This window comes from Winogradskyella marina (assembly GCF_015645385.1).
GTDB lineage: Bacteria > Bacteroidota > Bacteroidia > Flavobacteriales > Flavobacteriaceae > Winogradskyella > Winogradskyella marina.
On record NZ_JADOET010000023.1, the window covers coordinates 1 to 26211 of the forward strand.

The window sequence follows — 26211 nt, forward strand, 5'->3', positions numbered from 1 at the left end:
AGTGATTGGAAAGTCATAGAATTAGTGATAATTATCGCAATTCGTGTCTTTTTTTCTCCATGAATCTCGGTGTAATCTCTGCGTATCTCTGAGTAGTTTTTCACGCAAAGTCGCAAAGAAGCAAAGGTGTAATGTTAAAAAGTATTTGTTTCAATTTTACCTCCGTCGTCAGTTCGAGTGTGCGAGAAATGTATCGAGAACCTTGGTTACATATAAGCTTCTCGATACAAAATTCCTGGAAAGCGGAATTTCACTCGAAGTGACGACAGGTAAAGATTAATAATTTTAGGTTTAGCCTAGTTAGTCAGGTCTTAACATTTAATATAATTCGTTTACTGAATATTTTGCTTTTCTCAACATTTAACTCATTACATGTCGCTGAATGTTACAACCCCTTTTTCTGGGCTCTTAACATTTCACGTTTTCCAGGAGGTCCAGGTAAGCGTTCTACGGTAAATCCAACGGCTTGCATAGCACGTCTTACACTGCCTTTTGCAGAATAGGTCACCAGAATACCATTAGTTTTAAGGGCTTTAAACATAATTTTAAAAATGTCTTCAGTCCATAAATCGGGTTGCACACGGGCGCCAAAAGCATCAAAATAGATGATGTTAAAAGCGTTTACAGCTGTTATGTTCTTGAAGAATTTTTCTTGTTTTTCTAATTGAAAATTCGAAGTGATTTCACAAGATTCTTCCCAAGGTGTATCATGTAGTTTTTCAAAAACAGCTTCATGTTCTTTAGAAATTAATTCAATATAATTAAGCTGTTTAATTTCTTCGAGTTGAACAGGGTAAGCTTCAACACCAACATAATTGACGTTGAGGTTTAACTTTTCTGCTTCGATAAGGGTTAAAAACGCATTGAGACCAGTGCCAAAACCTATTTCTAAAATAGATACTTCGGCAAGCTCAGTATGACACTCATTTTCAACCTGAGATTTGTGTTCATTTTTTGATGCTGACACCATTTCAGGTGATGCTGAATTGAGTTCAGCGAAAAAGAAATGCAAACCATGCTTTAAAAACACATGGTTTGCTTCTTGTATGGCACCATGAATGGAATGGTACTGTTCGTTCCATTCTTCTATTTGGATGGTTTTAGAACCATCCGATGTGGTAATTATATTTCTTTTCAAATGTTTTTGACTATTCGATTGTTGTCACACGATGTATCTGATTTTTTTTAAACCAAATATTTCAGTTTAAATAAAAACACTTCTGTTTATCATTTTGTTAGAATCAAGTCTTGGTTCTTGGTCCTAAAAGCGTAGCGATCTTATGTTTTTTTTACTGAATCAGTAATTTTCTAATCTTCGGAATTGGTCCTGTACATTCCGTTTTATGACAATTTAAACAGTTGGCAATAGCATTGTTATAACGCACTTTTAATTCGGTATTAGAAAGTGTATCAGCAACGGCTTCTTGCGACGCTATAAAAACATTTACAAAACTCTGCCAATTTTCCGTTCTACCTTTACCGTCAGTCATTTCTGCTGAATGTAATTTTAATAAATCTAAAGGCATTGAAGTTGGTGTTTCGCCAGCAACAATCTGAGCTTTTAAACTCAGGTTATAGGCGTACATAGCATTCATGAATATAGACATTTCAGAGGGCTTGTACATCTCGTATTCAACCGTTTTTTCAACAGGTTGTTCTTCAGCTAATTTTTCGTCATTTTTACAGTTGTAAACCCATAAAAACAAAAGAAAGAGTAGTGTAAAATGCTTATTTTTTAAGTAAAACGCCATCAGCTTCAAAGCCATATTCAAATTTAGGATCTGTAATCGCAGCAATTTCTTCTTCAGATTTGCCTGCATCTTCAGCGTAATGTCTTAATTCTTCAACTGGAGTTTCCGAAACGTATGCTTTTCCATTCATTACCACGTCACCTTCAGCATTTAAAGGCATAAAAAAGCCATAATCTTTAAATTTAACCATCACTTGGTTTTCACCATCCATATCTAAGGTCATCCAACAGCCTTTTTTAGAACACACCTCAATGATTTTTCCTTTCACTTTAGTATTAAGCGTATCACCAACTTTTAAGGTTTTATACTGTTCCATAATACGATCGCCAGATAGAGCGTCTGTATCGTTGATTTCTTTTCCAAAAGAAGCATAAGCAATTTCTTGATTGACCTCTTCAACTTTGTCTTCGGCAGTCTTAGAATCGTCTTTGCAAGAAAGGGCAACTAAGCTAATTGTAAAAAGTAAAATGATTTTTTTCATTATTAATAGGTTTTGATTTGAATGATTATATAATTACAAATTTAGTCAATTTAACGGAATATAACCTTTCATTTACCGTGCTGATTATGTATTTTTGCTTAAAAATCACAAATAATTATGGCCAATTATACAGATAAAGTCAGCATTGAAACTGCTGAAACATCTAAAATCAGTACAGTAGATTTTAGCAACTTAGACTTTGGTCGTGTGTTTACAGATCACATGTTTGTATGTGACTATAAAGATGGGAAATGGCAAGACCCTCAAATAATGCCATACCAAGCGATGACTTTTGATCCGTCTGCTCGTGTCTTTCATTATGGGCAAGCTGTGTTTGAAGGGATGAAAGCCTATAAAGACAAAGATGGAAAGATTTTTCTTTTTAGACCAAAACAGAATTTTGATAGAATTAATAAATCCTCTGAGCGATTAGCGATGCCAGCATTTCCTGAAAATTATTTTTTTGAAGGTTTAGAGGCCTTATTAAAATTAGATAGTGAATGGATAAAACCTGGAGTAGGAAACTCACTATATTTAAGACCTTTTGTAATAGCTACAGAACCAGCCATTTCTGCATCGCCTGCAAATATGTATCGATTTATGATTATTTGCTCTCCTGCTCAATCGTATTATAACTCAGCAGTTAGAGTGTTAATTGCAGATCATTATAGTCGTTCGGCTAATGGAGGAGTTGGTGCTGCAAAAGCCGCAGGTAACTATGCTGCACAGTTTTACCCAACAAGTTTGGCACAAGAAAAAGGATTTCAGCAAGTCGTTTGGACAGATGCAGATACGCATACTTTTCTTGAAGAAGCTGGAACAATGAATGTGTTTTTTAGGGTTAATGATAAATTAATAACAGCACCGACAAGCGATAGAATTTTAGATGGTATTACGCGAAAAAGTATCATTCAAATTGCGGAAGATTTAGGAATTACTTGTGAAGTAAGGCAGGTAACAGTTGAAGAAATTAAAAACGCTGCCAAAGATGGTAGTCTTAAAGAAGTTTTTGGTGCAGGTACCGCTGCCGTAATTAGTCCGATTTCTGCCTTTGAGCATCAAGGTGAATTGTTTGAAATATCTGGAACTGATGCTGAAGACGCTTACAATAAATTATTTAAGAAGACCTTATTAAATATTCAACATAATTTATCGGAAGATAAACATGGTTGGAGACATGAAGTAAAATAGAAATTATTAAAATAATCGCATAAAAAAGCAGCTACACTTCGACTACGCTCAGTGAATAGCTGCTTTTTTTATGATTCTAAAATAGCTTTTATATGTGGCTTAAAGTAATTAGGGCCTTTTAAAACTTTACCATCCTCCCTGTAAATTGGTTCGCCATCAGCACCTAATTTACTCATATTACTTCGCTGTATTTCGTTAAATACTTCTTCAATTTTATGTTGCATACCATGTTCTATAATAGTGCCACATAAAATGTAAAGCATATCGCCTAATGCATCTGCAACCTCTACTAAGTCATTGTCATTGGCAGCTTCTAAATACTCTTCGTTCTCTTCGCGCATCAGTTTATAGCGCAGCATATTTTTTTCAATTCCTAAGTCTGCTTTTGGGGTTTCGCGATGACCGATTTTAAAAGCTGTATGAAACGCTTTTACAGCATTAATTTTGTCTTGCATAGTTATGATTTTAATCCTTATTTTTGCATAAAAATAAGAAGATGTTTAGTACTGGTCAATGGATTTTTGGAATTTTATTTTTTATTGCCTTCGTTATCGTTATTGGGTATCAGTATCGTAAGGATCTTCAACTTCATAAAAAATATTATAGAGGAACGGTTTGGGTTCTTATTGCTTTTATCGGGTTCATAGGTATGATAGCTGCTATAAAGTATATTTTTATTTAACCAACTGTTTTTACCCACTTATTATCAGATAATTCGAAAGCTACCGATGTTTATTCGGGACTTGCATTATATAAATAATTCATATATTGATGCATATTGAATGTGTCAAATAAAAAAAAGCAGCCATAAAAATGACTGCTTTTTTTATTTAAGCCTTAGTGTTATTAGATTTTACTAGCAGATAAAGTTATTTTTAATTCAATGTCATCGTTAATGAATTTATCACCTAAATCATCAAAAAATGATTTTGATTTATGCTTAACATTCCAGTTAGAACGATCTATTGTAAATGTTTCACTTGTCAAGGTTAAATTATTGTCATTAAAATCAATAGCTACCGGAAAACTTACATTTTTTGTACTTTTCTTAAGGGTTAAATTACCAGAAAGCATAGATTTTCCTTCAGTAGTTTCCATCCCTGTAACTTCAAAAATAGCATTTGGATGTTCGTCAACATGAAAAAAGTCTTCACTTTTAAGATGACCTGTTAATTTAGCGTTACTTTCTTCTTCAGCAGGAATATCATGAACTTCAATTGTGCCCATATCAATAACAAATTTTCCATTTTCTACAGAACCTCCATTAACACTTAATTTACCGACAGATAAATTAATAATACCATTATGAGAGCCTGTTGGCTTAAAACCTTTCCATTCTATCGTTGATTCATCTGTGTTTACAGCGTAATGAATAGCGTCAGATTTAGCAACAGCAGCATCTTTAGATTCTGTAGTGTTAGCTTCTTTGGCTTTTTCACCACAACTTGAAAATGTAGCTAAAGCAACAAGCATAAAAATTTTTAAAAAATTTGATTTCATATTTTCTGTATTTATTTGAGTTGTTAAAAACAAAGATATGAAATACTGAGCTTAAAGTATAATAAAAAATTGTTAATGACATTTTGACATTTTTATAATAATGGCAGTACTTTTGCCAATCTAATGGAAAGCAAAAAAAGAACTCAAAATGAGTAAAAAAGATATAGAAAATAAAGTAGAAGACTCACAAGTTGAGGGTCAGGCTACAGCTACTGAAGAAGTAGAAGGGCAAGAAGAGATTAAGTCTGAAGAAGATACTAAGTCTGTGGAAGAACAGTTGCAAGAGCAGGTGGCTTTCGAAAAAGATAAGTTTATTCGTTTGTTTGCGGAGTTTGAAAACTACAAAAGGCGTACAAACCAAGAGCGCGTATCGTTATATTCAACTGCAAATAGAGATGTTGTCATAGCATTGCTACCAGTTTTAGATGATTTTGAACGTGCTTTGTCACATATTGATGATGACAAAGAGGCCGAAGAATTAAGAAAAGGCGTATTATTAATTTACAATAAACTTGTAGATACTTTAGAGAAAAAGGGCTTGTCTAAAATCGAAGTAAAACAAGGTGATGCTTTTGATGCAGACCACCATGACGCGGTTACTCAAATTCCTGCACCATCTGAAGACCTTAAAGGGAAAATAATAGATGTTGTAGAACGTGGTTATAAGTTAGGCGATAAAGTTATTCGTTTTCCAAAAGTGGTTATCGGACAATAATATAGATACACAAATTTACGCAGTTCTGCGAAAACCAAGAATAGAGAATAAAATAGTTGATGAAAGAAGATTATTACGAGATATTAGGAATAAGTAAAGGAGCAACTGATGCCGAAATAAAAAAAGCGTATCGTAAAATGGCTTTAAAATATCATCCAGATAAAAATCCAGATGATACAGAAGCTGAAGAGAAGTTTAAAAAGGCAGCAGAAGCATATGAAATTTTAAGTAATGCTGACAAGAAAGCACGTTACGACCAATTTGGTCATCAAGCCTTTGATGGCAATGGTGGCTTTGGTGGAGGCGGCATGAATATGGATGACATATTCAGTCAATTCGGTGATATCTTTGGCGGAGGCTTCGGAGGCGGAGGCGGTTTTGGAGGCTTCGGTGGTGGCGGAAGACAACGTGTTGCAAAAGGTAGCAACTTGCGTATTCGTGTCACTTTATCACTAGAGGATGTAGCCAATGGTGTTGAAAAGAAAATAAAAGTAAAACGTAAAATACAAGCCGAAGGTACAACGTATAAGACTTGTAGTACTTGTAACGGTTCTGGTCAGGTAACTAGAGTTACCAATACTATTTTAGGTCGTATGCAAACAGCCTCTGCGTGTCCTACTTGTGGTGGTGCTGGCCAAAGTATAGATAAAAAACCAGCAGATGCAGATGCACATGGTTTAAAAGTTTCTGAAGAAACAGTTACGGTTAAAATACCAGCAGGTGTTGTAGATGGCATGCAACTTAAAGTTACAGGAAAAGGTAACGATGCACCAGGAAATGGTATTGCAGGAGACTTATTAGTTGCCATCCAAGAAGAAGAACATGCGACACTAAAACGAGAAGGAGATAACCTACATTACGACATGTATGTAAGTTTGCCAGATGCTGTTTTAGGTAACTCTAAAGAAATAGATACTGTTACTGGTAAAGTGAGAATAAAGATTGAACCTGGTGTACAATCGGGTAAAATATTAAGATTACGAGGTAAAGGTATTCCAAGTATCAATGGTTATGGTAAAGGGGATTTGTTAGTACATGTAAATGTTTGGACACCAAAGACTTTAAATAAAAAGCAGAAAGCGTTTTTTGAAAGTATGAAGGAAGATGAGCATTTTGAACCTAAACCAGAAAGCTCGGATAAATCTTTTTTTGAAAAGGTAAAAGATATGTTTTCATAAAGGGTGCCTGTTTAATAAAATTTAGTATATTTGATTCATCGCTAATTATTTTAGCGGTAATTTTTCTTTTTCATAGCAATTTTTTCCCATCCTTGTCTAACCATAAGGGTGGGTTTTGTTTTTATAAGTATTATGTTTTGATTTACAGGTTGTTGTTGCTGTATTTTTGGTGCGGCAGATTTCAGTTTAATCTATCATTACCTTCAAATTATCTGCCTAAACACCTTTTGAAATCTGAAAATCCATCAAAATTTGGTTAAATCATGGTCTAACCTTTTGTGTAACCGATGGGAATATTCAAAAAATAAACAAATAGTATCATATTCTTATTTTAGAATCTATAACATTTAATATATTTACGTAATAACCACATCCTAAAAATTTAGTTTCATATGAATGACTTATTAGTTGCTGATTCCGTTTCAAAAAGTTTCGGGAATTTTAAAGCACTAAATCAAGTATCTATTGCTGTACCAAAAGGTAGCATCTTTGGTTTACTTGGCCCAAATGGCGCAGGTAAAACCACACTGATCCGTATAATTAATCAAATTACTATGCCAGATGCTGGCGCTGTGCTTTTAGATGGACAGCCGTTAAAACCAGAGCATATTAGAGATATTGGTTATTTGCCAGAAGAACGTGGATTGTATAAATCCATGAAAGTTGGAGAGCAATGTTTGTATTTAGCACAGTTAAAAGGCTTAAGCAAAACAGAGGCAAAAGAAAGATTAAAATATTGGTTCGATAAGTTAGAAATTGGAGATTGGTGGAATAAAAAAATCCAAGAACTCAGTAAAGGACAAGCTCAAAAAATCCAATTTATTGTAACGGTTCTTCATCAACCTAAATTGTTGATTTTCGATGAACCATTTTCTGGTTTCGACCCTATTAATGCTAATTTAATAAAAGACGAAATTTTACAGTTAAGAGATGAAGGAGCTACTGTTATTTTTTCAACGCATAGAATGGAATCTGTTGAAGAATTATGCGATCATATTGCTTTAATTCATAAATCTAATAAAGTCTTAGACGGAAAATTAAACGATATAAAACGTCAGTTTAAAACCAATACATTCGAAGTTGGATTAGAAAGCTTAAACAAAGACAAAGTATTTTCAGAAATTCAAGATAAATTTGAAGTGCTACCAGCCACGTTTAAAAATTTAAATGATGATATTAAATTGAATATTAAGCTCGGAGAACAGGCATCACCCAATGATTTGTTGTCATTTTTAACCTCTAAAGCAGAGGTGCACCACTTTGTAGAAGTGATACCTTCAGCCAGTGATATTTTTATTCAAACTGTAAAAAACAACTAATAATGAATCATTTACCATTAATTATAAAACGCGAGTATCTTACAAAAGTGAAGAATAAATCATTTATTGTAATGACGTTTTTGAGTCCTTTAATAATGATTGCACTTATTGCAGTTGTCGCATATTTATCGCAGTTAAACAATGATAAACAACGCACTATTTCTGTATTAGATGAGACAGGTTATTTAAAAGGAGAATTTCAGAATACAGAAAATACAACCTATACAAGTCTTGATGGCTTAAGCCTTGAAGATGCTATTGCCTTAGTAAAAGAAAAAGAGGATTATGGCTTGTTGTATTTTGGTAAAGCAAGCTCACTCGACGGAGTTGCCGGAAATGTGAAATTTTACTCTGAAGATTCCCCGTCTTTAAGTGTCATCTCTAGCTTAGAACGAAAGATTGAAAAACGACTCAAAGAAAAAAAACTTGAATTAGATGGAGTTTCCATAGCACAGATTGAAGCATCACAAACAAATATAGAGATTGCACAAGAAAGTTTTGAAGGAGAAAAAAGTTCTAAAATAGATAATATTGTAAAACTGGCATTTGGTGGAGCCGCAGGTTATTTACTCTTCATGTTTATTATTATTTATGGAAACATGATTATGCGAAGCGTCATTGAAGAAAAAACGAGTAGGATTATTGAGGTTATTATTTCTTCTGTAAAACCTATTCAACTCATGATGGGAAAAATTATTGGTACCTCTTTAGCAGGCGTCACACAATTTGCGATTTGGGTTGTTTTAGGTGGTGTTTTATTATTTGTGGTATCCGCAATTTTCGGTATAGATTTAGCGCAAGTACAATCACCACAACAAGAAATGGTGAACCAAGCAATGCAGGCAGATGGAGCCCAAGCTATGGCAGAAAACCTAATTACAGCAATTAGTAATTTACCAATGACCAACTTAATTATTGCGTTTTTATTCTTTTTTATAGGTGGTTATTTATTGTATAGTTCACTTTATGCGGCCATTGGAGCAGCTGTGGACAACGAAACCGACACTCAGCAATTTATGCTGCCCATTCTTATGCCATTAATTTTGGCTGTTTATGTAGGTGTGTTTACAGTAATTGAAGATCCGCATGGAACCGTATCCACGGTATTTTCGTTCGTACCTTTAACATCGCCAGTGGTAATGTTAATGCGAATTCCGTTTGGAGTTCCACTATGGCAACAGGGCTTATCGTTATTGTTACTTATAGGAACATTTATTTTTGCCGTATGGTTTGCGGCTAAGATTTATCGTGTCGGAATTTTAATGTATGGTAAAAAGCCAACGTATAAAGAACTGTTTAAATGGTTGAAATATTAAAAAATGAGTCAAGATTTAGAATCATTTGAAAATACTATTACCGAAAGTAATACTTGGGAAACTATAAAAGGATTTCTAAGTCAAAATATGACTATTGGTAACGATATTAGTATTTCAATATTAGATATTTTAGTTGTAATCACGGCTATTTTTATCACTACAATAGTATTGAGGATTTTTCTAAAGCTAATTACGAGAAAGCTTCCTAAGGAAGATAAAAGTAAGTTTAATGTAGTCTATGGCTATTTTAGATGGCTTGTTTATATTATTATTCTCTTAATAACACTACATAGTGTTGGTGTTAATATTACTGCTGTTTTTGCAGCTTCAGCGGCTTTGCTAATCGGTATTGGTTTGGCCTTGCAAACCCTTTTTCAAGATATAATTGCAGGTATTTTTATATTAGTAGACCAAACCGTTCATGTTGGCGATATTATTGAGATAGAAGATAGGGTTGGTCGCGTTATTGAAATTAAATTACGAACCACAAGGGCCGTAACCATAGATAATAAAGTTTTAATAATTCCTAATCATTTGTATTTAGAAAACAGTTTGTATAACTGGACACAAAATGATACAACGACTCGAGAGAGTGTAATGGTTGGTGTGGCTTACGGAAGTGATGTGCAGTTGGTTAAAAAACTATTACTACAAGCAGCAAGAACCCATGACGCTGTTTTGCCAAGCCCTGAAGCTGTTGTGCTTTTTACTGACTTTGGAGATAGTGCTCTAAATTTTAAACTTATTTTTACTTTAGGTGATAGTTTTACAGCAAAATATATAAAAAGTGATCTTCGGTTTGAAATCGATCGTCTTTTTAGAGAAAACAACATTTCAATTCCATTTCCGCAACGCGATATACATATTATTGAAAAATAAAATATGCTAATACGTTCAGTGATTTAATGACATTGAATCACTTGTAACAAAAAAAAATAAAAAAAAGTTATGCCAAAAATATTAATTATAGAAGATGAAGCTGCTATACGACGCGTATTAGTAAAAATACTTTCTGAAGAAAATGATACGTACGAAGTAGAAGAAGCAGAAGATGGTTTAGCCGGAATCGAAAAAATAAAGAAAGAAGATTACGACCTTGTGCTTTGTGATATTAAAATGCCAAAAATGGATGGCGTCGAAGTGTTAGAAGCCGTTAAAAAATTGAAGCCAGAAACACCTATGGTTATGATTTCTGGTCATGGTGATTTAGATACAGCTGTAAATACCATGCGATTAGGTGCTTTTGATTATATCTCTAAACCACCAGATTTAAACAGATTATTAAATACTGTTCGTATTGCATTAGACAGAAAAGAACTCGTCGTAGAAAATACAAGACTCAAGAAAAAAGTGAGTAAAAACTACGAAATGATAGGTGAAAGCGATGCAATAGAACGTATTAAAAACATGATAGATAAAGTTGCACCAACTGATGCTCGTGTTTTAATTACAGGTCCTAATGGAACTGGTAAAGAATTAGTGGCACATTGGTTACACCAAAAAAGTGAACGTTCTAAAGGAGCAATGATTGAGGTTAACTGTGCAGCGATTCCTAGTGAACTTATAGAAAGTGAATTATTCGGACATGTCAAAGGTGCGTTTACATCTGCCGCAAAAGATAGAGCAGGTAAGTTTGAAGCTGCCAACGGCGGAACCATATTTTTAGATGAAATTGGCGATATGAGTTTGCCAGCACAAGCTAAGGTATTGCGTGCGTTACAAGAAAGTAGAATTCAACGTGTCGGTAGTGATAAGGATATTAAAGTGAATGTAAGAGTTGTAGCAGCAACCAATAAAAACCTTAAAAAGGAAATTGAAGAAGGTAGGTTTAGAGAGGATTTATACCACAGATTAGCCGTTATTTTAATTGAAGTTCCTGCATTAAATGACAGACGAGAAGACATTCCGTTATTGATAGATTATTTTTCTAAAAAGATTTCAAAAGAACACGGAAGCGGCAAAAAATCTTTTTCTGATAAAGCTGTAAAACTGCTTCAAAATTACGATTGGAGAGGTAACATACGAGAACTACGTAATGTTATTGAACGTTTAATTATTTTGGGTGGAAGCGAAGTAAGTGAAAGTGATGTTAAGGCTTTTGCTTCAAAATAAAAACACACTATTAAATTGTTCTAAACTAGTTTAAGACCTATTTATTTTAGGAATGAATCGTGCGTTTTTTGTTGCTGAAATAGTTATATTCCTCGTTCTCTATAGATTAAAACTTAGATAAATATAAATACTATTACCATATGAAAGATATAGATATAGACGATTTTAAAATTTCTAATAAGGTTGATATAAAAGATTTACCAACCACTTTTGATCTCGATGCAAAAGAAAAGAAAATTGAAAAGAAATTAAGAAAAGTCAGTGAAGATCTCGCAGATATTCAGAATACAATGTATGCGCATGGAAAATACGCTGTGTTATTTTGTATACAAGGTATGGATACTGCAGGTAAGGATAGTTTAATTCGTGAAGTGTTTAAGGAGTTTAATGTAAGAGGAATTGTAGCGCATAGTTTTAAAAAGCCTACAGATTTAGAGTTGAAACACGACTACCTTTGGAGGCATATAAAAGCCTTACCAGCACGAGGTAAATTTGGAATATTTAACAGAACACATTACGAAAATGTATTGGTAACTAAGGTGCATCCAGAATATTTAATGTACGAGAATATGCCAGATATAAACAGCTTAGACGATGTAGATGAAGCGTTTTGGGATAGACGTTATAGCGAGATTAATAATTTTGAAAAGCATGTTGCAGATAGTGGTACCATCATTTTTAAATTCTTTTTGAATCTTTCAAAAGAGGAACAAAAAAACAGACTTCTTAGACGTTTAAATAAACCGAATAAAAATTGGAAATTTTCACCAGATGATTTAGATGAACGCGAACATTGGGATACGTATCAAGAGTGTTATGAAGAAGCACTAAATAGAACGTCTAAACCCAATGCACCATGGTACAATATTCCAGCCGATGATAAGCCAACAGCAAGATATATTGTGGCAAAAATCCTCTATGATACACTTAAAGAATACAAAGACATAAGAGAGCCAGAATTGCCAGACCATCAAAAAGAAAATATTGATACCTATAAAGCGCAGTTAAAAAATGAATAAGTTCAAACAAGTTGTTATAAGTCTTATAGTTGTAATATTGATGAGTGGAATGTGGAGTAGTGCAGCACAAAATAATGAAAAGTTACCTTTTTACGAAGTTCCTGAATATTCAGAATCGTTTACTGCTGGTACCATGGCAGCTCGGATGATTGAAGCATTAGGCTTTCGGTTTTATTGGGCAACAGATAGTTTAACTGAAAAAGATCTAGCTTACAAGGCCAATGTTGACGGACGAACTTCATTAGAAACCATTCAACATATTTACGATTTGTCTAAAACTATTGTAAATTCAACGTTAAAGAAGTCAAACATCAACGAAAAGGAAGATTTATCATATTCAGAATTGCGAAGTAAAACCTTAAACAACTTAAAAGTCGCTGCCGATATTTTAAGAGAAAGTGATGATATTTCGCAATTCAAAATTATTTTTGGTGAACGCGAAATTCCATTTTGGAATCAAGTTAATGGTCCAATTGCAGATGCAATTTGGCACTGTGGGCAATTATCTATTTACCGACGAACCACAGGAAATCCTTTAAATTCTAAGGTGAATTTTTTTACCGGAAAGGTGAAATCTTAAACTCGTGTTTTAAACCATTTGCGTTCTAATCTGGTTGTTAGCGTTAAGTATTCGGAAAACACTTCACTACTTCTATCTTCTGGTTTCATTTTAATAGTTAGATACAAGCCGCACTCCTAATCTTGCAAAAAGGTTTGCGGCAAATACCATTACAATATCAAATTCTGACATTAGATTTGATTAATTTCCTTTGGCAGGTTGTGGAAACGGAGGCGCTTTGACAGCCTTTTTTATACCCAATTGTTTCATTAATTCTTCAACGGCTCTTTCAAGTTGAGGATCTTTTCCGTTTGATAGTGCTTTTGCATCTTGTCGCACTTCAATATCTGGTGCTACACCTTTATTCTCGGCAATCCATGTGTTATTTATAGGATCAAATACAGCATTGTCTGGAGCGGTTAATGAACCTCCATCAATCAATGCATAATGTGTTGATGATTTTACTAAGCCTCCCCAAGTGGTCATACCAATTAATTGTCCAACGTTTTGCTGTCTAAATACCCACGGAAAAAAGTCTCCACCGGATCCAGCAAGTTCATTAATCAATAGTACCTTTGGACCTAAAATACCAGCAGGTAATGTTAAGGGGTTTCCGTTTGGTACCTCATTTGTTAATCCTGCTCTAAGGCTACGCGTCATTAAATCTACCATATAATCATCTAGCAAACCACCTCCATTAAAACGTTCATCTATTACAGCACCTTCTTTATCCTGTTGAGCAAAATAGTACCTGTTGAAGGATACAAAACCAGGGCCTCCTGTATTGGGCACCCAAATATAGCCTAATCGTCCGTTAGAGAGTTTGTCAACTAACCTACGGTTATCTTCAACCCAAGTGCGTTGTCTTAATGAATTTTCACTACGAATAGGTTCTACAATTTCTTGCCAATTACCTTTAAAATCTGGTTTATCATTAATGTGAAGTATGGTTTGTTTTCCTGAAGTGCCATCTAAATATTCATAAAAATTATCATCTGCTTTAATTTCGTTTCCATTTATACCAACAATGTAATGCCCTTCTTTTATGTTTAATCCTGGTGCATCCAATGGTCCCGTTAAACCTGGATTCCAGCGTTCTGTTGTGTAAATGCGATCAATTTTCCAATGGCTTTTTTCTGTAACGAGGTCAGCTCCTAATAGTCCTGTTGTTGATCTTTCAATATCTGGATAATCTCCACCACGAACAAAACTATGACCAACGGATAATTCACCATTCATTTGATCTAGAATGTAATATAAATCCGCACGATGTTTTATAAAGGGTACTAACGGAGCGTAACGTTTGTAAACCACATCCCAATCGCGACCATGCATATTTGGATCGTAAAAATAATCGCGTTCGTAACGCCATGCTTCTTCAAACATTTGTTCCCATTCAGCAGAACGATCTAATTTCATTTGTAGGTTTACTTTAAGTCGCTTACCTCCTTTAGCATTGCTGCCTTTTGCACTAATTACTTGCCAGTTTCCTTTAATTTGAGCGAGCATATGTTCACCATTTGTAGTTATAGAAACTGAGCGTACACCAGATGCAAACTCTTTGTGCTCTTGTTTTTTAAGATCGAATTTATGAAGTATGGCTGCTCTTGAGTTTGGAACATATTCTGAAATAAACATCGAACCTTTAGGACCAGAACTAATAAAACCATAGTTCCTAGAAGGAATAGGCAATGCCAGTGTACGGCGACCAATATTTTCAAAATCTATACGCATAGGTTTTGTGTCGTCGTCTTTCTTATCTTTAGAATCGTCCTTTTCTTTTTTGTCATCGTTTTTGTCGTCGTCCTCTTTTTGAGTGTTTTCTTCGTCACTTTTTGGTTTAAAAGGAGAATCATCGTTAGCATCTAAATTAATGACATAAGCCGCATAAGCCGGATCTGCTGTCATAGAACTTGTATTCGCCCAACCTGAGGCAAGAGCCACATCTGTACTGGCTAAAAAGTACAATTGTTTTTGATTTAAATCCCAAGCTGGTGAAAAGGAATCTGCAAATGTGTCTGTAATTGGTGTTGACTTATCTGTCTCTAATGCGTAGATATAGATTTGTCTAAAATTATTAGAAGCTGCTTTTTCATACGCCAAATAATTACTGTCTGGTGACCATTTTAATTCTAGTCTATTACGTTCTAAATTTGTTCCACCAATAGCAATGGTTTTAATTTTTTTAGTTTCTAAGTTGATGAATCTTAAGCGTACATCATCATCTACAAAGGCGATATGCTTTCCATCTGGAGACCACGTAGGATTCCAAGCGAGTTTAGATTCACCAATGGAAATTGCTTCAGGTTGAGATAAACCATCTTGATCTGATATCATTAAAGCATAACCTTTTCTATCAGCATCAGAAAACCAAGCAATTTTATCCCCTTTTGGTGACCAAATAGGTCTGCGGTCTGCTGTACCAGAACTTTCAGTGATGTTACGCGCATCTCCAAACTCTACAGGAATTGTAAAAATATCTCCACGCGACTGCATTATGGCACGTTTTCCATTTGGTGACAAGGATGCGGAACGTGTAGAATTTGATACGTCTTCCCATTTGGTTTCAGACCATGGAAAATCTCCCACTACATCAATTGCTAACTGGGTTGATTTTCCTGTTAAAATCGATAAAGTATGTAAATAGCCATCGCGTTCATAAACTAAAGTGTCATTATTACCACTTAACCATTTAATGTCAGCACCTTTAAATTTTGTGATTTGAGTAAGTGATTTTGTTTCAGGGTTGAAAGACCAAATATTAGACACTAAATCCCGATCTGATAAAAAATAAATGGTATCATCTAACCATAGCGGTTGAATGTCAGTTGTGTGTTCATTAGGCAATAAAACTTCGTTTTGTGTTTCTAAATCCAACACAATAAGTGGTGTGTTTTGTCCGCCTCTATAAGCGCGCCATTCTTCATCCCAACGGTCCATTTTATCAATAATCATTTGAGTGCCATCAGGCGAATAAGATCCGTTATTACTCCACTGTTTAGTAAGTAGTTTTGGAGCTCCTCCTTCAACAGAAATAGTGTAAAGTCTGTTATAAGGTCGTGGTGCTGTTTCTCTATTACTAGCAAATAAGATATGCTTTCCATCATTTGTCCAACCTCTTACGGTAGAACTGCTTGGATGCCATGTTAATCGCTTCGGTTCACCACCATGTTTTGAAACTACATAGACATTGTTGGCGCCAGCTCTGTTAGAACTGAAAGCAATCCAATTTCCATCTGGTGAAAAGTAAGGGTTAGATTCGATTGCAGCAGTAGAAGTAATGCGTTTGGCTTCATTAGAGTTTAATGCAGAAATCCAAATATCGCTACCATAAGTGTAGGTGATATGTGTAGCACTGATGTCTGGTTGACGCAGTAATCTGGTGCCTTGTGCAAAAGATAAAAAACTAGTTAATAAAAGAAATAAGGATACATAATAGAATTGATGATGTGATTTTGATTGTGAATTCATTAGAGAAGGTAGATTAAATTAAATAATGTTATAAAGTTACAAATAACTTAATTGTCATATTTAAAATCTAATATTATTCTTTTGAAACACAATCTTCTGATTAGCTTTCTACCGATTTACCATATTCTTTTGTATAGATTTTAACTAAAGCCATAAAAATACTAATGAGCAATGGTCCAAAAATTAAACCAATAAACCCAAATAAAGGAACACCAACAATAACACCAAAAAGCGTGACTAAAGGATGAACATCGTCTAGTTTTTGCAATACGTATAGCCTAATAATATTATCTGTGGAACCGACAACGACAATACCGTAAATTAAAATTCCCCATGCTTGAAATGAGTTTCCTGAAGATAAAGTTAGAATAAAAACAGGAAGAATACCAACGAAGGTGCCAATGAAAGGTATCATAGAACCTATAGTGACAATGACAAACCAAAACAACGGATCTTGAATTCCAAAAATTAGAAACCCAATCAGTGCAATAATACCTTGAGCAATAGCTACCAACGGAATTCCAACGGCATTAGATTTTACCATGGCTTGAACTTCCTTACCAATATCGGAAATGTTTTTATTACTCATTGGAATATAATCCCGTAGCGATTGTCTTAATGCTTTACGATTGGTCAACATAAAATAGAGCATAAAATACATAAGACCTATGGCAATAAGCAAATTGAAACTACTGCCAGCCATACTTTGTAAACTTTCAGATAGCCAAGTTGTAATCGATTTTGTATCAATTTGAGAATTAATATCAAAACCTGTTTTAAATTGTAATCTTCCAACCTGATCTTTAAAAGCATCAATCACCTTTTCACTATTACCAGCAACTTCAGAAATTTTATTGCCTAACATAATTCCGAAACCCGTAAGTGGAATCATAATTAAAATAAAAGAGCCTAGCATTAAAGTTAAAGCAGCTAAAGTGGCGTTCCAGTTATGCTGATTAACCAAACGCTTCATTAGCTTTCTTAGTAAAATGTAAAATGTAATTGCGCCCAGAACACCAGTTAAATAAGGTAACATTTCAGTAAAAATCATAATTCCAAAAACTATGATTAATAGTAAAATAAAAATTTGACGGATTATTTTAGGAGCAATTTGACTCATAGGACGTTGATTGGTTTTCTCAAAGATAATCGCAAACCGTGTAGAGCGTTACTTTAATCCCACAAAATATTAACTCAGATAGCTTTGTTATATGGTAATTTCAACTTGGTTATGTAAGATATCTTCAAAAACCTCACGCTTTCTAATGAGTTGCGCTTTTCCTTTATATAGTAACACTTCAGCAGGTCTGTAACGCGAGTTGTAGTTGCTCGCCATAGAGTAGCAATAGGCTCCTGCATTTTTAAAACATAGAATGTCGCCTTCGTTTATTTCTGAAATTCGTCTGTTATTTGCAAATGTGTCTGTTTCACAGATATAACCTACAACAGAATAAAAACGTTCGCGGCCTTTTGGATTCGAGATATTTAAAATATCGTGCTGTGAACCATAAAGCATTGGTCGTATTAAATGATTAAAGCCAGAATCTACCTGAGCAAAAACCGTTGAAGTTGTTTGTTTTACCACGTTTACTTTGGCTAAAAATACACCAGCTTCACTCACTAAAAATTTTCCTGGTTCAAACGCTAAAGTTAAATCTTTGCCGTATTCCTTACAGAATTCATTAAAACGTTGTGATAATTTTTCACCTAACTCATCAATATTGGTTTCAATATCACCTTTTTTGTATGGTACTTTAAATCCTGAACCAAAATCTATGAATTCAAGTGTTTTGAAGTTTTTAGCTGTTTCAAATAGAATTTCACTGGCATATAAAAAGACATCAATATCTAAAATATCACTTCCTGTGTGCATGTGAATACCGTTGATATTCATTTTAGTGTTCTCAACGATACGAAGTAAAAGCGGAATCTGATGAATCGAAATGCCGAACTTACTATCAATATGTCCAACAGAAATATTAGTATTTCCGCCAGCCATTACATGTGGATTTATACGAATACAAACCGGAGTTTTAGGATGTTTAGTTCCAAATTGTTCTAATATGGATAGGTTATCAATATTAATCTGAACACCTAATTTAGCGGCTTCTTCAATCTCTTCAAGTGAGACGCCATTTGGTGTAAAAATGATGTTTTCAGGTTTAAATCCGGCTTTTAAGCCTAATCGCAATTCTTGAATAGAAACGGTATCAATTCCAGAACCTAATTTGTTAAATAATTTTAATACTGAAATGTTAGATAAGGCCTTAACAGCATAATTAAGTTTCAGATGTTTAACCTTATTAAATGCTTTTGTTAAACGTTTGTACTGTGTTTCTATTTTTTCAGCATCATAAACATAAACAGGACTTCCAAAATCCTTTGCAATCTGTAATAAGGTATTATCCTTCATTCTTCTTAATTCTTAAAAGTTAGTTGGCGAAAGTAAATGTAATCGATATAAAAAACATAAAAATGATAAAATATTGCTATTTTTACACATAATGTTAAATAATTAACAAAATGAAACGAGTATTAAAAAGTTAAATTATATTTTAATTAATATTGAAGCTTTTTAATACGAGAACGAAGTGGTTCCACGCGTTCTCAATTTTAGAATTATTTTTTTTAAAATTATCAAAATTTAAACGTGTGAAAACCATAGCGTCCTGTGTTCAAGATATTATTGTGGCTAGTCCTTTTTTAGAAGAAGGCTTATCTAAAGAGATTATTAATTTTTCGGCCTTAGCAAAAGAGTTAAATGCACCGATTTCTAGAATGTTGCGGAAACCTGTAAAAGATGGTGCCATTATGATGGCATTGCGACGGTATCAACAACCATTGAATCTAGAAAACTCCAATAGTTTAAAGAAAGCTTTTAATCAAATTGGTGATATTACAGTGCGATCTAATTTGAGTGATTTTACTTTTCAAAATTCAAGGACTTTAATCCATAGTCATTCGCAAATTTTAGAAAAAATTAGTGAGAATCAACAAACATTTTATGCCTTTACACGTGGTATGTTTGAGAGTAATATTATTATTTCGACTGCTGAAAAGGATAGTGTTCTCAAAGCTTTTAAACATGAAACACAGATAGGATTACAAGAAAAATTATCTGCTATTAGTATTTATTTGCCCAAAGGGAATTCTAAAATCGTTGGCTTGTATTATCAGATATTTAAACGCTTAGCTTGGGAAAACATTACCTTGTATGAGGTGGTTTCTACGACTAATGAGTTTACAATTGTTGTTGAAGATTATTTGGTAGACAAAGCATTTTCGGCTATAAAACGCCTAATTGATTAAACTTTTAGAGTGTGCACTGAAATGGGATAAATCAATTTTAAAAACTATTGGTAAAAACTATTAGTATGCTTACTTTTGTCAGACCAATAAATTTCTGATTAAAAATGAATTTACACGAATATCAAGGAAAAGAATTATTAAGCAGTTTTGGTGTACGTATCCAACGTGGTATTGTAGCTCAAAGTGCAAAAGAAGCTGTTGATGCAGCAAAGCAATTAACAGCTGAAACTGATACAGGTTGGCATGTTATTAAAGCGCAAGTTCATGCAGGTGGACGTGGTAAAGGTGGAGGCGTTAAGTTGGCCAAAAACCTTCAGGAAGTTGAAGAAATTGCAGGACAAATCATAGGAATGGATTTGGTAACACCACAAACTTCTGCGGAAGGGAAACGTGTACACCAAGTTTTAGTAGCAGAAGATGTTTACTATCCAGGTGATGAAGAGCCAAACGAATATTACATGTCTGTATTATTAAATCGTGCAAACGGTAGAAACATGATTGTATATTCTACGGAAGGCGGTATGGACATTGAAACTGTTGCAGAAGAAACACCACATTTAATACATAATGAAGAGATTGATCCTGCTACAGGGATCTTACCTTTTCAAGCGCGTCGTATCGCGTTTAACTTAGGCTTATCTGGAACAGCTTTTAAAGAGATGACAAAATTTGTTACCGCTTTATATACTGCTTATGATAAATCGGATGCGTCTTTATTTGAAATCAACCCTGTATTAAAAACGAGTGATAGTAAAATAATGGCTGTTGATGCTAAGGTAACTTTAGATGCTAACGCTTTATACAGACACAGAGATTTAGCTGAATTACGTGATTTACGTGAAGAAAACCAGATTGAAGTTGAAGCAGGCGCTTTAGGTTTAAACTATGTAGACTTAGACGGAAACGTTGGGTGTATGGTAAATGGTGCTGGTTTAGCCATGGCAACGATGGATTTAATTAAGCAAGCAGGTGGTGAGCCAGCTAACTTTTTAGATGTTGGTGGAACTGCAGATGCAGCTAGAGTAGAAGCGGCTTTTAAAATTATATTAAAAGATCCTGCTGTGAAAGCCATCTTAATCAACATATTCGGTGGAATTGTAAGATGTGATCGTGTTGCTCAAGGTGTTATTGACGCGTATAAAAATATGGGTAACATTAACGTGCCAATTATTGTTCGTTTGCAAGGTACAAACGCTGACATCGCTAAAGAATTAATTGACAATTCTGGTTTAGATGTTATGAGTGCGACAGAATTCCAAGAAGCAGCTGATAAGGTGCAAGAAGTTTTGTCATAATACAATTATGACATGCTGAACTTGTTTCAGTATCTAACTAGATTGGAATTATATAAAATATAAAAGAGCAACATTAATTTGTTGCTCTTTTTTTGTTCAATATCTTCCTCATGCCGTAAAATGGTAAAAGAAGGTTATAATTTAATTTTTCTTCTTGTCCACGTTCTTCTTCTCTCCCTTTTTAGGCATAGGTCCACGCAAATGAATAATTAATCCATTCAAGAAATTACGAAGAATCTGATCTCCACATTCCATATATTTTGGGTGGTCTTCATTTCTAAACATAGCATTAAGCTCACTTTTAGAAATTCTGAAATCTACTAATTCTAAGATTTTTACGATATCATCGTCTCTTAGTTTATGTGCTACTCTTAGTTTTTTGAATATGTCGTTATTTGTCATAAAAAATGTATTTCTGTTCCTGTAAAAATAGGAATCGTTTATTAATATTAGTTGAGACTTCTCGTCTGCGCTCGAAGTGACAAAACGTTTTAGTCAATGATTAACCATTCATAAGCCGTACCAAAATGGTCAGCCCATATTTTTTCGTTATGTTGTCCGCCTTTAATCTTAAGGCTTGTATATTGTGTGTCCTTAACTCCTTTAGTTTCTAATAATTTTAGCATCTCATCTAATTTAGGAATCATCGTTTCTCCTTCGTCAGTGCCTGCTAAAAAGTAAAATTTAGATGTTTCAGGTATGTCAGAAGCTTCCACAAAATCAAATATTTCAGGATTAATCCAAAATGCAGGCGAGAATACACCAGCTTTGCCAAATGTTTCAGGATATTTTATAACAGCATAAAACGAAAGTAAACCACCTAAAGACGATCCAAAAATTGTGGTGTCTTCTGCTTCGGGTTTTGTTCTGTACGTTTTATCAATGTGTGGTTTTAATGTGTTTTTTATAAATGTTAAATAGGCATCTCCTTCTCCGCCGCCATGTTTTTCATGTTTATATGGTGTGAGTTCATCTATACGTTTTACATTGCCGTGTTCAATTCCAATAATGATGCTTTGATTATCTGTAAGCGTATCCATATATTCATCAACTTCCCATTCGCCAACATAGGATGTTTCTGTATCGAATAAATTTTGTGCATCGTGCATGTAAATCACAGGATACGATTTTTTAGTTTTTTTATAATTTGTAGGTAAATACACCCAAATAGTTTTTATTGTATCTAATTGAGGTGCTGCAATTAAAAATTCTGTAACTTGTTTAGAAGCAGTGCTTTGTGCGTTTGTTGTGTTTAAAACAAATGCTGAAATTAGTAAGATTAAATACTTCAATTTCATGCTGTTCCTTGTCCTTTGAGTTGATAAACGTTTAATTAAATCGACTAAATACGTCTAATTTTTCGACAAGATACATTATATCAACGACAATAAAATAAACTACCTCTGTAACTTTACATTATAAATAATTGCCAGTGAATTATGATAAATAGAGCTGAAAAATTGAGCTTACTTTCCGAGATGATTGCCTTTGCTCAATCAGATGAAAATATAAGAACTATTGAGTATAATTTTTTATTCAGTATTGCTAAACAATTAGATATATCTAAAGAAGATTTTGAATATCTCTTTGAACACCCTGTAACATATGTGCATTTAAAATCGCATAGCGAGCGTATAGTACAATTTCATAGATTAGTACTTCTAATGAATTTAGATCACAAAGTGTCTCCTAAACAATTGGTGAAAATCCATAACTTTGGATTGCGAATGGGATTAAGTCATGAGTCAATAAATAGAGTTTTAGACTTAATGGATAGCTTTCCTAATAAGGTTGTACCACCAGATTTCTTGATTGATATTTTTAAGGTTCAATATAATTAAGTGAAACTCTAAATTGAAAAGCTATTTAGCGCATTCAATTTAGTTAGTTGAACTTATGCCGCTGAAAAGCGGTATCTTATTAAAATTAGTTTTTTAGATAAGCTAATTTTACACCTCAAGAGGACACCACTCATACATTTAAACCTTCAACTTCTCCAACTTACTCTGATAAGCCGTAATCTCATCCCTAAAACGCGCTGCTTCTAAAAAGTCTAAAGCTTTAGCTGCCTGTTCCATGAGTTTACGTCGTTCTCTTATTTTCTTTTCGAGTTCACCTTTGGTTAAATAGTCGCTTTCTGGTTCTGCCGCTATTTGTGCATCGAGTTCTGTACGATATGTACTCACGGAATTTTTAGTTAAGGCACTATCTAAACTCTTGTTAAGTGCTTTTGGTACCAAATTATGTTTCGTATTGTACGCAATTTGTTTTTCACGACGGTAATTCGTTTCATCGATAGTTTTTTGCATGCTTTTGGTCACTTTATCAGCATACATAATTGCTTTTCCGTTGAGGTGTCTTGCTGCTCTTCCAACGGTTTGTGTTAATGATCTTGCCGAACGTAAAAAACCTTCTTTGTCTGCATCTAAAATAGCAACAAGAGATACTTCAGGTAAATCTAACCCTTCACGAAGTAAGTTAACCCCAACCAAAACATCAAAAACGCCTTTTCTTAAATCTTGCATGATTTCAACACGTTCTAAAGTATCTACATCACTGTGAATATATCGTGTTCGCACTGAAATTCGCGTTAGATATTTAGTCAATTCTTCAGCCATTCGTTTCGTTAACGTCGTTACCAAAGTACGTTCGTCTTTTTCAACTCTATTTTGAATTTCTTCGATTAAATCATCAATCTGATTTAAACTTGGTCTGACTTCAATAATAGGATCTAATAAACCTGTTGGCCTGATGACTTGCTCCACATAAACGCCATCCGTTTTTTGCATTTCGTAATCCGCTGGAGTTGCAGACACATAAATTACTTGATTTTGAAGGGCTTCAAATTCTTCAAACTTTAAAGGTCTGTTGTCCATAGCTGCTGGTAAGCGGAAACCGTAATCTACAAGGTTTACTTTTCGGCTTCTATCACCTCCATACATGGCATGGACTTGAGAAATGGTCACGTGACTTTCGTCAACCACCATTAAAAAATCATCTGGAAAATAATCTAACAAACAGAACGGTCTTGTGCCAGGTAGTCGCCCGTCTAAATATCTAGAATAATTTTCAATACCTGAACAATAGCCTAATTCACGAATCATTTCTAAATCGAATTCTGTGCGTTCTTTTAATCGTTTAGCTTCGAGATGTTTTCCTATTTCTTTGAAATAATCGTATTGTTTTACTAAATCGTCTTGAATATTTTTTATCGCTCCATGCAATACATCAGGTGAGGTCACAAACATATTTGCTGGATAGATATTCAGTCTGTCGTAACGCTCTATAATTTCATTTGTTCTAGCATCAAACGCTTCAATTTCTTCTATTTCATCACCAAAAAAGTGAATTCTAAAGGCATGATCAGCATATCCAGGAAATACATCAACGGTATCTCCTTTAATTCTGAAGTTTCCATTTTTGAAGTCGGCTTCCGTTCTAGAATATAAACTTTGTACGAGTTGGTGTAATAATTTGGTGCGCGAAATAACTTGATCGCGTTCAATGGATATCACATTTTTTTGAAATTCCACAGGATTCCCAATACCATATAAACATGATACAGATGCAATTACAATCACATCACGACGACCAGAAAGTAGGGAAGAGGTCGTACTTAAACGCATCTTCTCAATTTCCTCATTAATAGATAAATCCTTTTCTATATAAACGCCTGAAACCGGAATGTAAGCTTCGGGTTGATAGTAATCATAGTAAGAGACGAAATACTCTACGGCATTATCTGGAAAGAATTGTTTGAACTCTGAATACAATTGCGCAGCCAAAGTTTTATTGTGCGCTAAAACTAAGGTTGGTCGTTGCACTTCTTCAATCACATTGGCAACCGTAAATGTTTTACCAGAACCCGTAACACCTAAAAGGGTTTGATATTTTTCTTTTCCATCAACACCAGCAGCTAATTTTTTTATAGCTTGTGGCTGATCACCTGTAGGTTTGAATTCTGATTTGATTTTAAATCGCATACTGCAAAGTTACGATAAAGGGATTATAATTAAATGGCGTAGTGCGTTACAATTGCGTTAAAATGAAAAGGACTTCGAGATTTAAACCTTGACGTCCTTTTTATAAATGATATGACAGGAATGCTTTTTTACGTCATGTAAGCCTTACCCAGTTTAATGTTTTAAAGCAAAATGGCCTCTCAGTTCGTCACCATTTTTTAATGTGATTAAATACCAGAAGTCATTCGACTCTAGCATTTTTCCGTTGTAATAGCCATCCCAAGAATAATTTGACGGAATTAATTGTTTGATAAGTTTACCATATCTATTAAAAATAAGGATGTCTTTTACAATCTGATTTCTATCAATTACCGTCCAGTAATCGTTATAAGTGTCATTATTAGGAGTGAAAAATACAGGGATAAAAAGGTCTACTGTAATTTCAAAAGAAAGAGATTTAATGATACAGCCATTAAGATCAGTGACATGTAAAGTATGGATGCCTTCTGAAAGATTATTAAAAATATTAGAAGTCTGCGTGCTAGAATTATCTACAGCGTATAAATAGTCTAGAGTTTGATCAGTCATAGAAATTATAAGCATTCTGTTGCTTATAGAAATATTAGATTCATCTAGTGTGAAATCTATCGCTGGATTAATCGTAATACTAAAACTACTTTCATTAGAGCAGGTATTTGGTGCTGTTCCAATGTTGTTATAGATGTAAATGGTTTGTGTTGTTGAGATTAGCTCACCAGCATTTAATTGTGTACCTGTACCATTAGAACCCGTGAAGTAATTCCCATTGGTTAAGGCAGGTAATGTATAAGCTGAACAGACATTTTGGTCTGCGATAGTATCTACATTTGGTGCACCGGTAATAGTGATTTCAAAGCTACTCTCATTGCTACAGGTGTCTGGTGCTGTTCCTATTGCATCATAAATATAAATGGTTTGTGACGTTGAAATTGAATCACCAGCAGAAAGTTGAGTACCACTGCCGTTTGTTCCTGTAAAATAATTACCGTTTGTA

At 34.1% G+C, this 26211-nt stretch carries 25 protein-coding genes; 13 read left to right on the forward strand and 12 right to left on the reverse strand.

Features of this window, described 5'->3' with window-relative positions; translation table 11 throughout:
- Nucleotides 1-385 precede the first annotated feature (385 nt).
- The 3 genes from mnmD to ITJ86_RS16405 form a co-directional block, all read right to left on the reverse strand.
- Complete coding sequence (gene mnmD / locus ITJ86_RS16395) at nt 386-1138, reverse strand: tRNA (5-methylaminomethyl-2-thiouridine)(34)-methyltransferase MnmD (protein WP_195872737.1); 753 nt, start codon at nt 1136-1138, stop codon at nt 386-388.
- A gap of 151 nt (nt 1139-1289) precedes the next feature.
- The gene (locus ITJ86_RS16400) at nt 1290-1766 is read right to left on the reverse strand and encodes an SET domain-containing protein (RefSeq protein ID WP_195872738.1); all 477 of its coding nucleotides are present in this window, start codon (nt 1764-1766) and stop codon (nt 1290-1292) included.
- Nucleotides 1729-2232, reverse strand: coding sequence for a DUF4920 domain-containing protein (locus ITJ86_RS16405; protein ID WP_195872739.1), 504 nt, complete (start codon nt 2230-2232; stop codon nt 1729-1731). Before ITJ86_RS16405 ends, ITJ86_RS16400 begins: the two co-directional genes overlap by 38 nt.
- 117 nt (nt 2233-2349) lie before the next feature.
- Here ITJ86_RS16405 and ITJ86_RS16410 point away from each other — a divergent pair, with 117 nt between their 5' ends.
- Nucleotides 2350-3423 carry a branched-chain amino acid aminotransferase gene (locus tag ITJ86_RS16410; protein ID WP_195872740.1) on the forward strand — a complete coding sequence of 358 codons (1074 nt, stop codon included), beginning with the start codon at nt 2350-2352 and terminating at the stop codon, nt 3421-3423.
- Between the two features lie 68 nt (nt 3424-3491).
- Here the strand turns inward: ITJ86_RS16410 and ITJ86_RS16415 are convergent, their stop codons facing one another.
- Nucleotides 3492-3878: a pyrophosphohydrolase domain-containing protein gene (locus ITJ86_RS16415; protein ID WP_195872741.1), complete on the reverse strand. Its 387-nt coding sequence runs from the start codon at nt 3876-3878 to the stop codon at nt 3492-3494.
- A 41-nt stretch (nt 3879-3919) separates the two neighbouring features.
- On the opposite strand from ITJ86_RS16415, the gene ITJ86_RS16420 reads away from it, so the two are divergent.
- Entirely contained in the window at nt 3920-4105 is a 186-nt protein-coding gene (locus ITJ86_RS16420) for a hypothetical protein (protein WP_195872742.1), read from the forward strand.
- A 164-nt stretch (nt 4106-4269) separates the two neighbouring features.
- On the opposite strand, the gene ITJ86_RS16425 is transcribed toward ITJ86_RS16420, so the two are convergent.
- Entirely contained in the window at nt 4270-4923 is a 654-nt protein-coding gene (locus tag ITJ86_RS16425; protein ID WP_195872743.1) for a YceI family protein, read from the reverse strand.
- A gap of 148 nt (nt 4924-5071) precedes the next feature.
- Here ITJ86_RS16425 and ITJ86_RS16430 point away from each other — a divergent pair, with 148 nt between their 5' ends.
- The 8 genes from ITJ86_RS16430 (at nt 5072) to ITJ86_RS16465 (ending at nt 13162) form a co-directional block, all read left to right on the forward strand.
- Complete coding sequence (locus tag ITJ86_RS16430; protein ID WP_195872744.1) at nt 5072-5638, forward strand: nucleotide exchange factor GrpE; 567 nt, start codon at nt 5072-5074, stop codon at nt 5636-5638.
- A 59-nt stretch (nt 5639-5697) separates the two neighbouring features.
- Nucleotides 5698-6816, forward strand: coding sequence for a molecular chaperone DnaJ (gene dnaJ, locus ITJ86_RS16435; RefSeq protein WP_195872745.1), 1119 nt, complete (start codon nt 5698-5700; stop codon nt 6814-6816).
- A 392-nt stretch (nt 6817-7208) separates the two neighbouring features.
- Nucleotides 7209-8135, forward strand: coding sequence for an ABC transporter ATP-binding protein (locus ITJ86_RS16440; protein ID WP_195872746.1), 927 nt, complete (start codon nt 7209-7211; stop codon nt 8133-8135).
- Nucleotides 8136-8137: 2 nt separating this feature from the next.
- On the forward strand, nt 8138-9451 hold the full coding sequence (locus ITJ86_RS16445; RefSeq protein WP_195872747.1) for an ABC transporter permease: 1314 nt from the start codon (nt 8138-8140) through the stop codon (nt 9449-9451).
- 3 nt (nt 9452-9454) lie between these two features.
- On the forward strand, nt 9455-10330 hold the full coding sequence (locus tag ITJ86_RS16450) for a mechanosensitive ion channel family protein (protein ID WP_195872748.1): 876 nt from the start codon (nt 9455-9457) through the stop codon (nt 10328-10330).
- Nucleotides 10331-10399: 69 nt separating this feature from the next.
- Nucleotides 10400-11563 carry a sigma-54-dependent transcriptional regulator gene (locus tag ITJ86_RS16455; protein WP_195872749.1) on the forward strand — a complete coding sequence of 388 codons (1164 nt, stop codon included), beginning with the start codon at nt 10400-10402 and terminating at the stop codon, nt 11561-11563.
- Between the two features lie 140 nt (nt 11564-11703).
- The gene (locus ITJ86_RS16460; RefSeq protein ID WP_195872750.1) at nt 11704-12582 is read left to right on the forward strand and encodes a PPK2 family polyphosphate kinase; all 879 of its coding nucleotides are present in this window, start codon (nt 11704-11706) and stop codon (nt 12580-12582) included.
- Nucleotides 12575-13162 (forward strand): hypothetical protein, encoded by a 588-nt coding sequence (locus ITJ86_RS16465; RefSeq protein WP_195872751.1) that lies wholly within the window; start codon nt 12575-12577, stop codon nt 13160-13162. Before ITJ86_RS16460 ends, ITJ86_RS16465 begins: the two co-directional genes overlap by 8 nt.
- Before the next feature lie 180 nt (nt 13163-13342).
- On the opposite strand, the gene ITJ86_RS16470 is transcribed toward ITJ86_RS16465, so the two are convergent.
- The 3 genes from ITJ86_RS16470 to lysA form a co-directional block, all read right to left on the reverse strand.
- On the reverse strand, nt 13343-16612 hold the full coding sequence (locus tag ITJ86_RS16470) for a S41 family peptidase (protein WP_195872752.1): 3270 nt from the start codon (nt 16610-16612) through the stop codon (nt 13343-13345).
- 100 nt (nt 16613-16712) lie between these two features.
- Entirely contained in the window at nt 16713-17732 is a 1020-nt protein-coding gene (locus ITJ86_RS16475) for an AI-2E family transporter (protein WP_195872753.1), read from the reverse strand.
- Nucleotides 17733-17819: 87 nt separating this feature from the next.
- Complete coding sequence (gene lysA, locus ITJ86_RS16480) at nt 17820-19025, reverse strand: diaminopimelate decarboxylase (protein WP_195872754.1); 1206 nt, start codon at nt 19023-19025, stop codon at nt 17820-17822.
- A gap of 239 nt (nt 19026-19264) precedes the next feature.
- Here lysA and ITJ86_RS16485 point away from each other — a divergent pair, with 239 nt between their 5' ends.
- Entirely contained in the window at nt 19265-19921 is a 657-nt protein-coding gene (locus tag ITJ86_RS16485; protein ID WP_195872755.1) for a hypothetical protein, read from the forward strand.
- Between the two features lie 104 nt (nt 19922-20025).
- Entirely contained in the window at nt 20026-21216 is a 1191-nt protein-coding gene (gene sucC / locus ITJ86_RS16490) for an ADP-forming succinate--CoA ligase subunit beta (RefSeq protein ID WP_195872756.1), read from the forward strand.
- 141 nt (nt 21217-21357) lie between these two features.
- On the opposite strand, the gene ITJ86_RS16495 is transcribed toward sucC, so the two are convergent.
- Nucleotides 21358-21618, reverse strand: a complete 261-nt coding sequence (locus ITJ86_RS16495; RefSeq protein WP_195872757.1) for a DUF1456 family protein — start codon at nt 21616-21618, stop codon at nt 21358-21360.
- Nucleotides 21619-21707: 89 nt separating this feature from the next.
- Complete coding sequence (locus ITJ86_RS16500) at nt 21708-22514, reverse strand: alpha/beta hydrolase (protein WP_195872758.1); 807 nt, start codon at nt 22512-22514, stop codon at nt 21708-21710.
- Nucleotides 22515-22655: 141 nt separating this feature from the next.
- Here ITJ86_RS16500 and ITJ86_RS16505 point away from each other — a divergent pair, with 141 nt between their 5' ends.
- The gene (locus tag ITJ86_RS16505) at nt 22656-23057 is read left to right on the forward strand and encodes a TerB family tellurite resistance protein (protein WP_195872759.1); all 402 of its coding nucleotides are present in this window, start codon (nt 22656-22658) and stop codon (nt 23055-23057) included.
- Nucleotides 23058-23195: 138 nt separating this feature from the next.
- Here the strand turns inward: ITJ86_RS16505 and uvrB are convergent, their stop codons facing one another.
- Nucleotides 23196-25199, reverse strand: a complete 2004-nt coding sequence (uvrB, locus tag ITJ86_RS16510; protein WP_195872760.1) for an excinuclease ABC subunit UvrB — start codon at nt 25197-25199, stop codon at nt 23196-23198.
- 153 nt (nt 25200-25352) lie between these two features.
- A partial coding sequence (locus tag ITJ86_RS16515) for a T9SS type B sorting domain-containing protein (RefSeq protein ID WP_195872761.1) occupies nt 25353-26211 on the reverse strand: 859 nt, incomplete at its 5' end.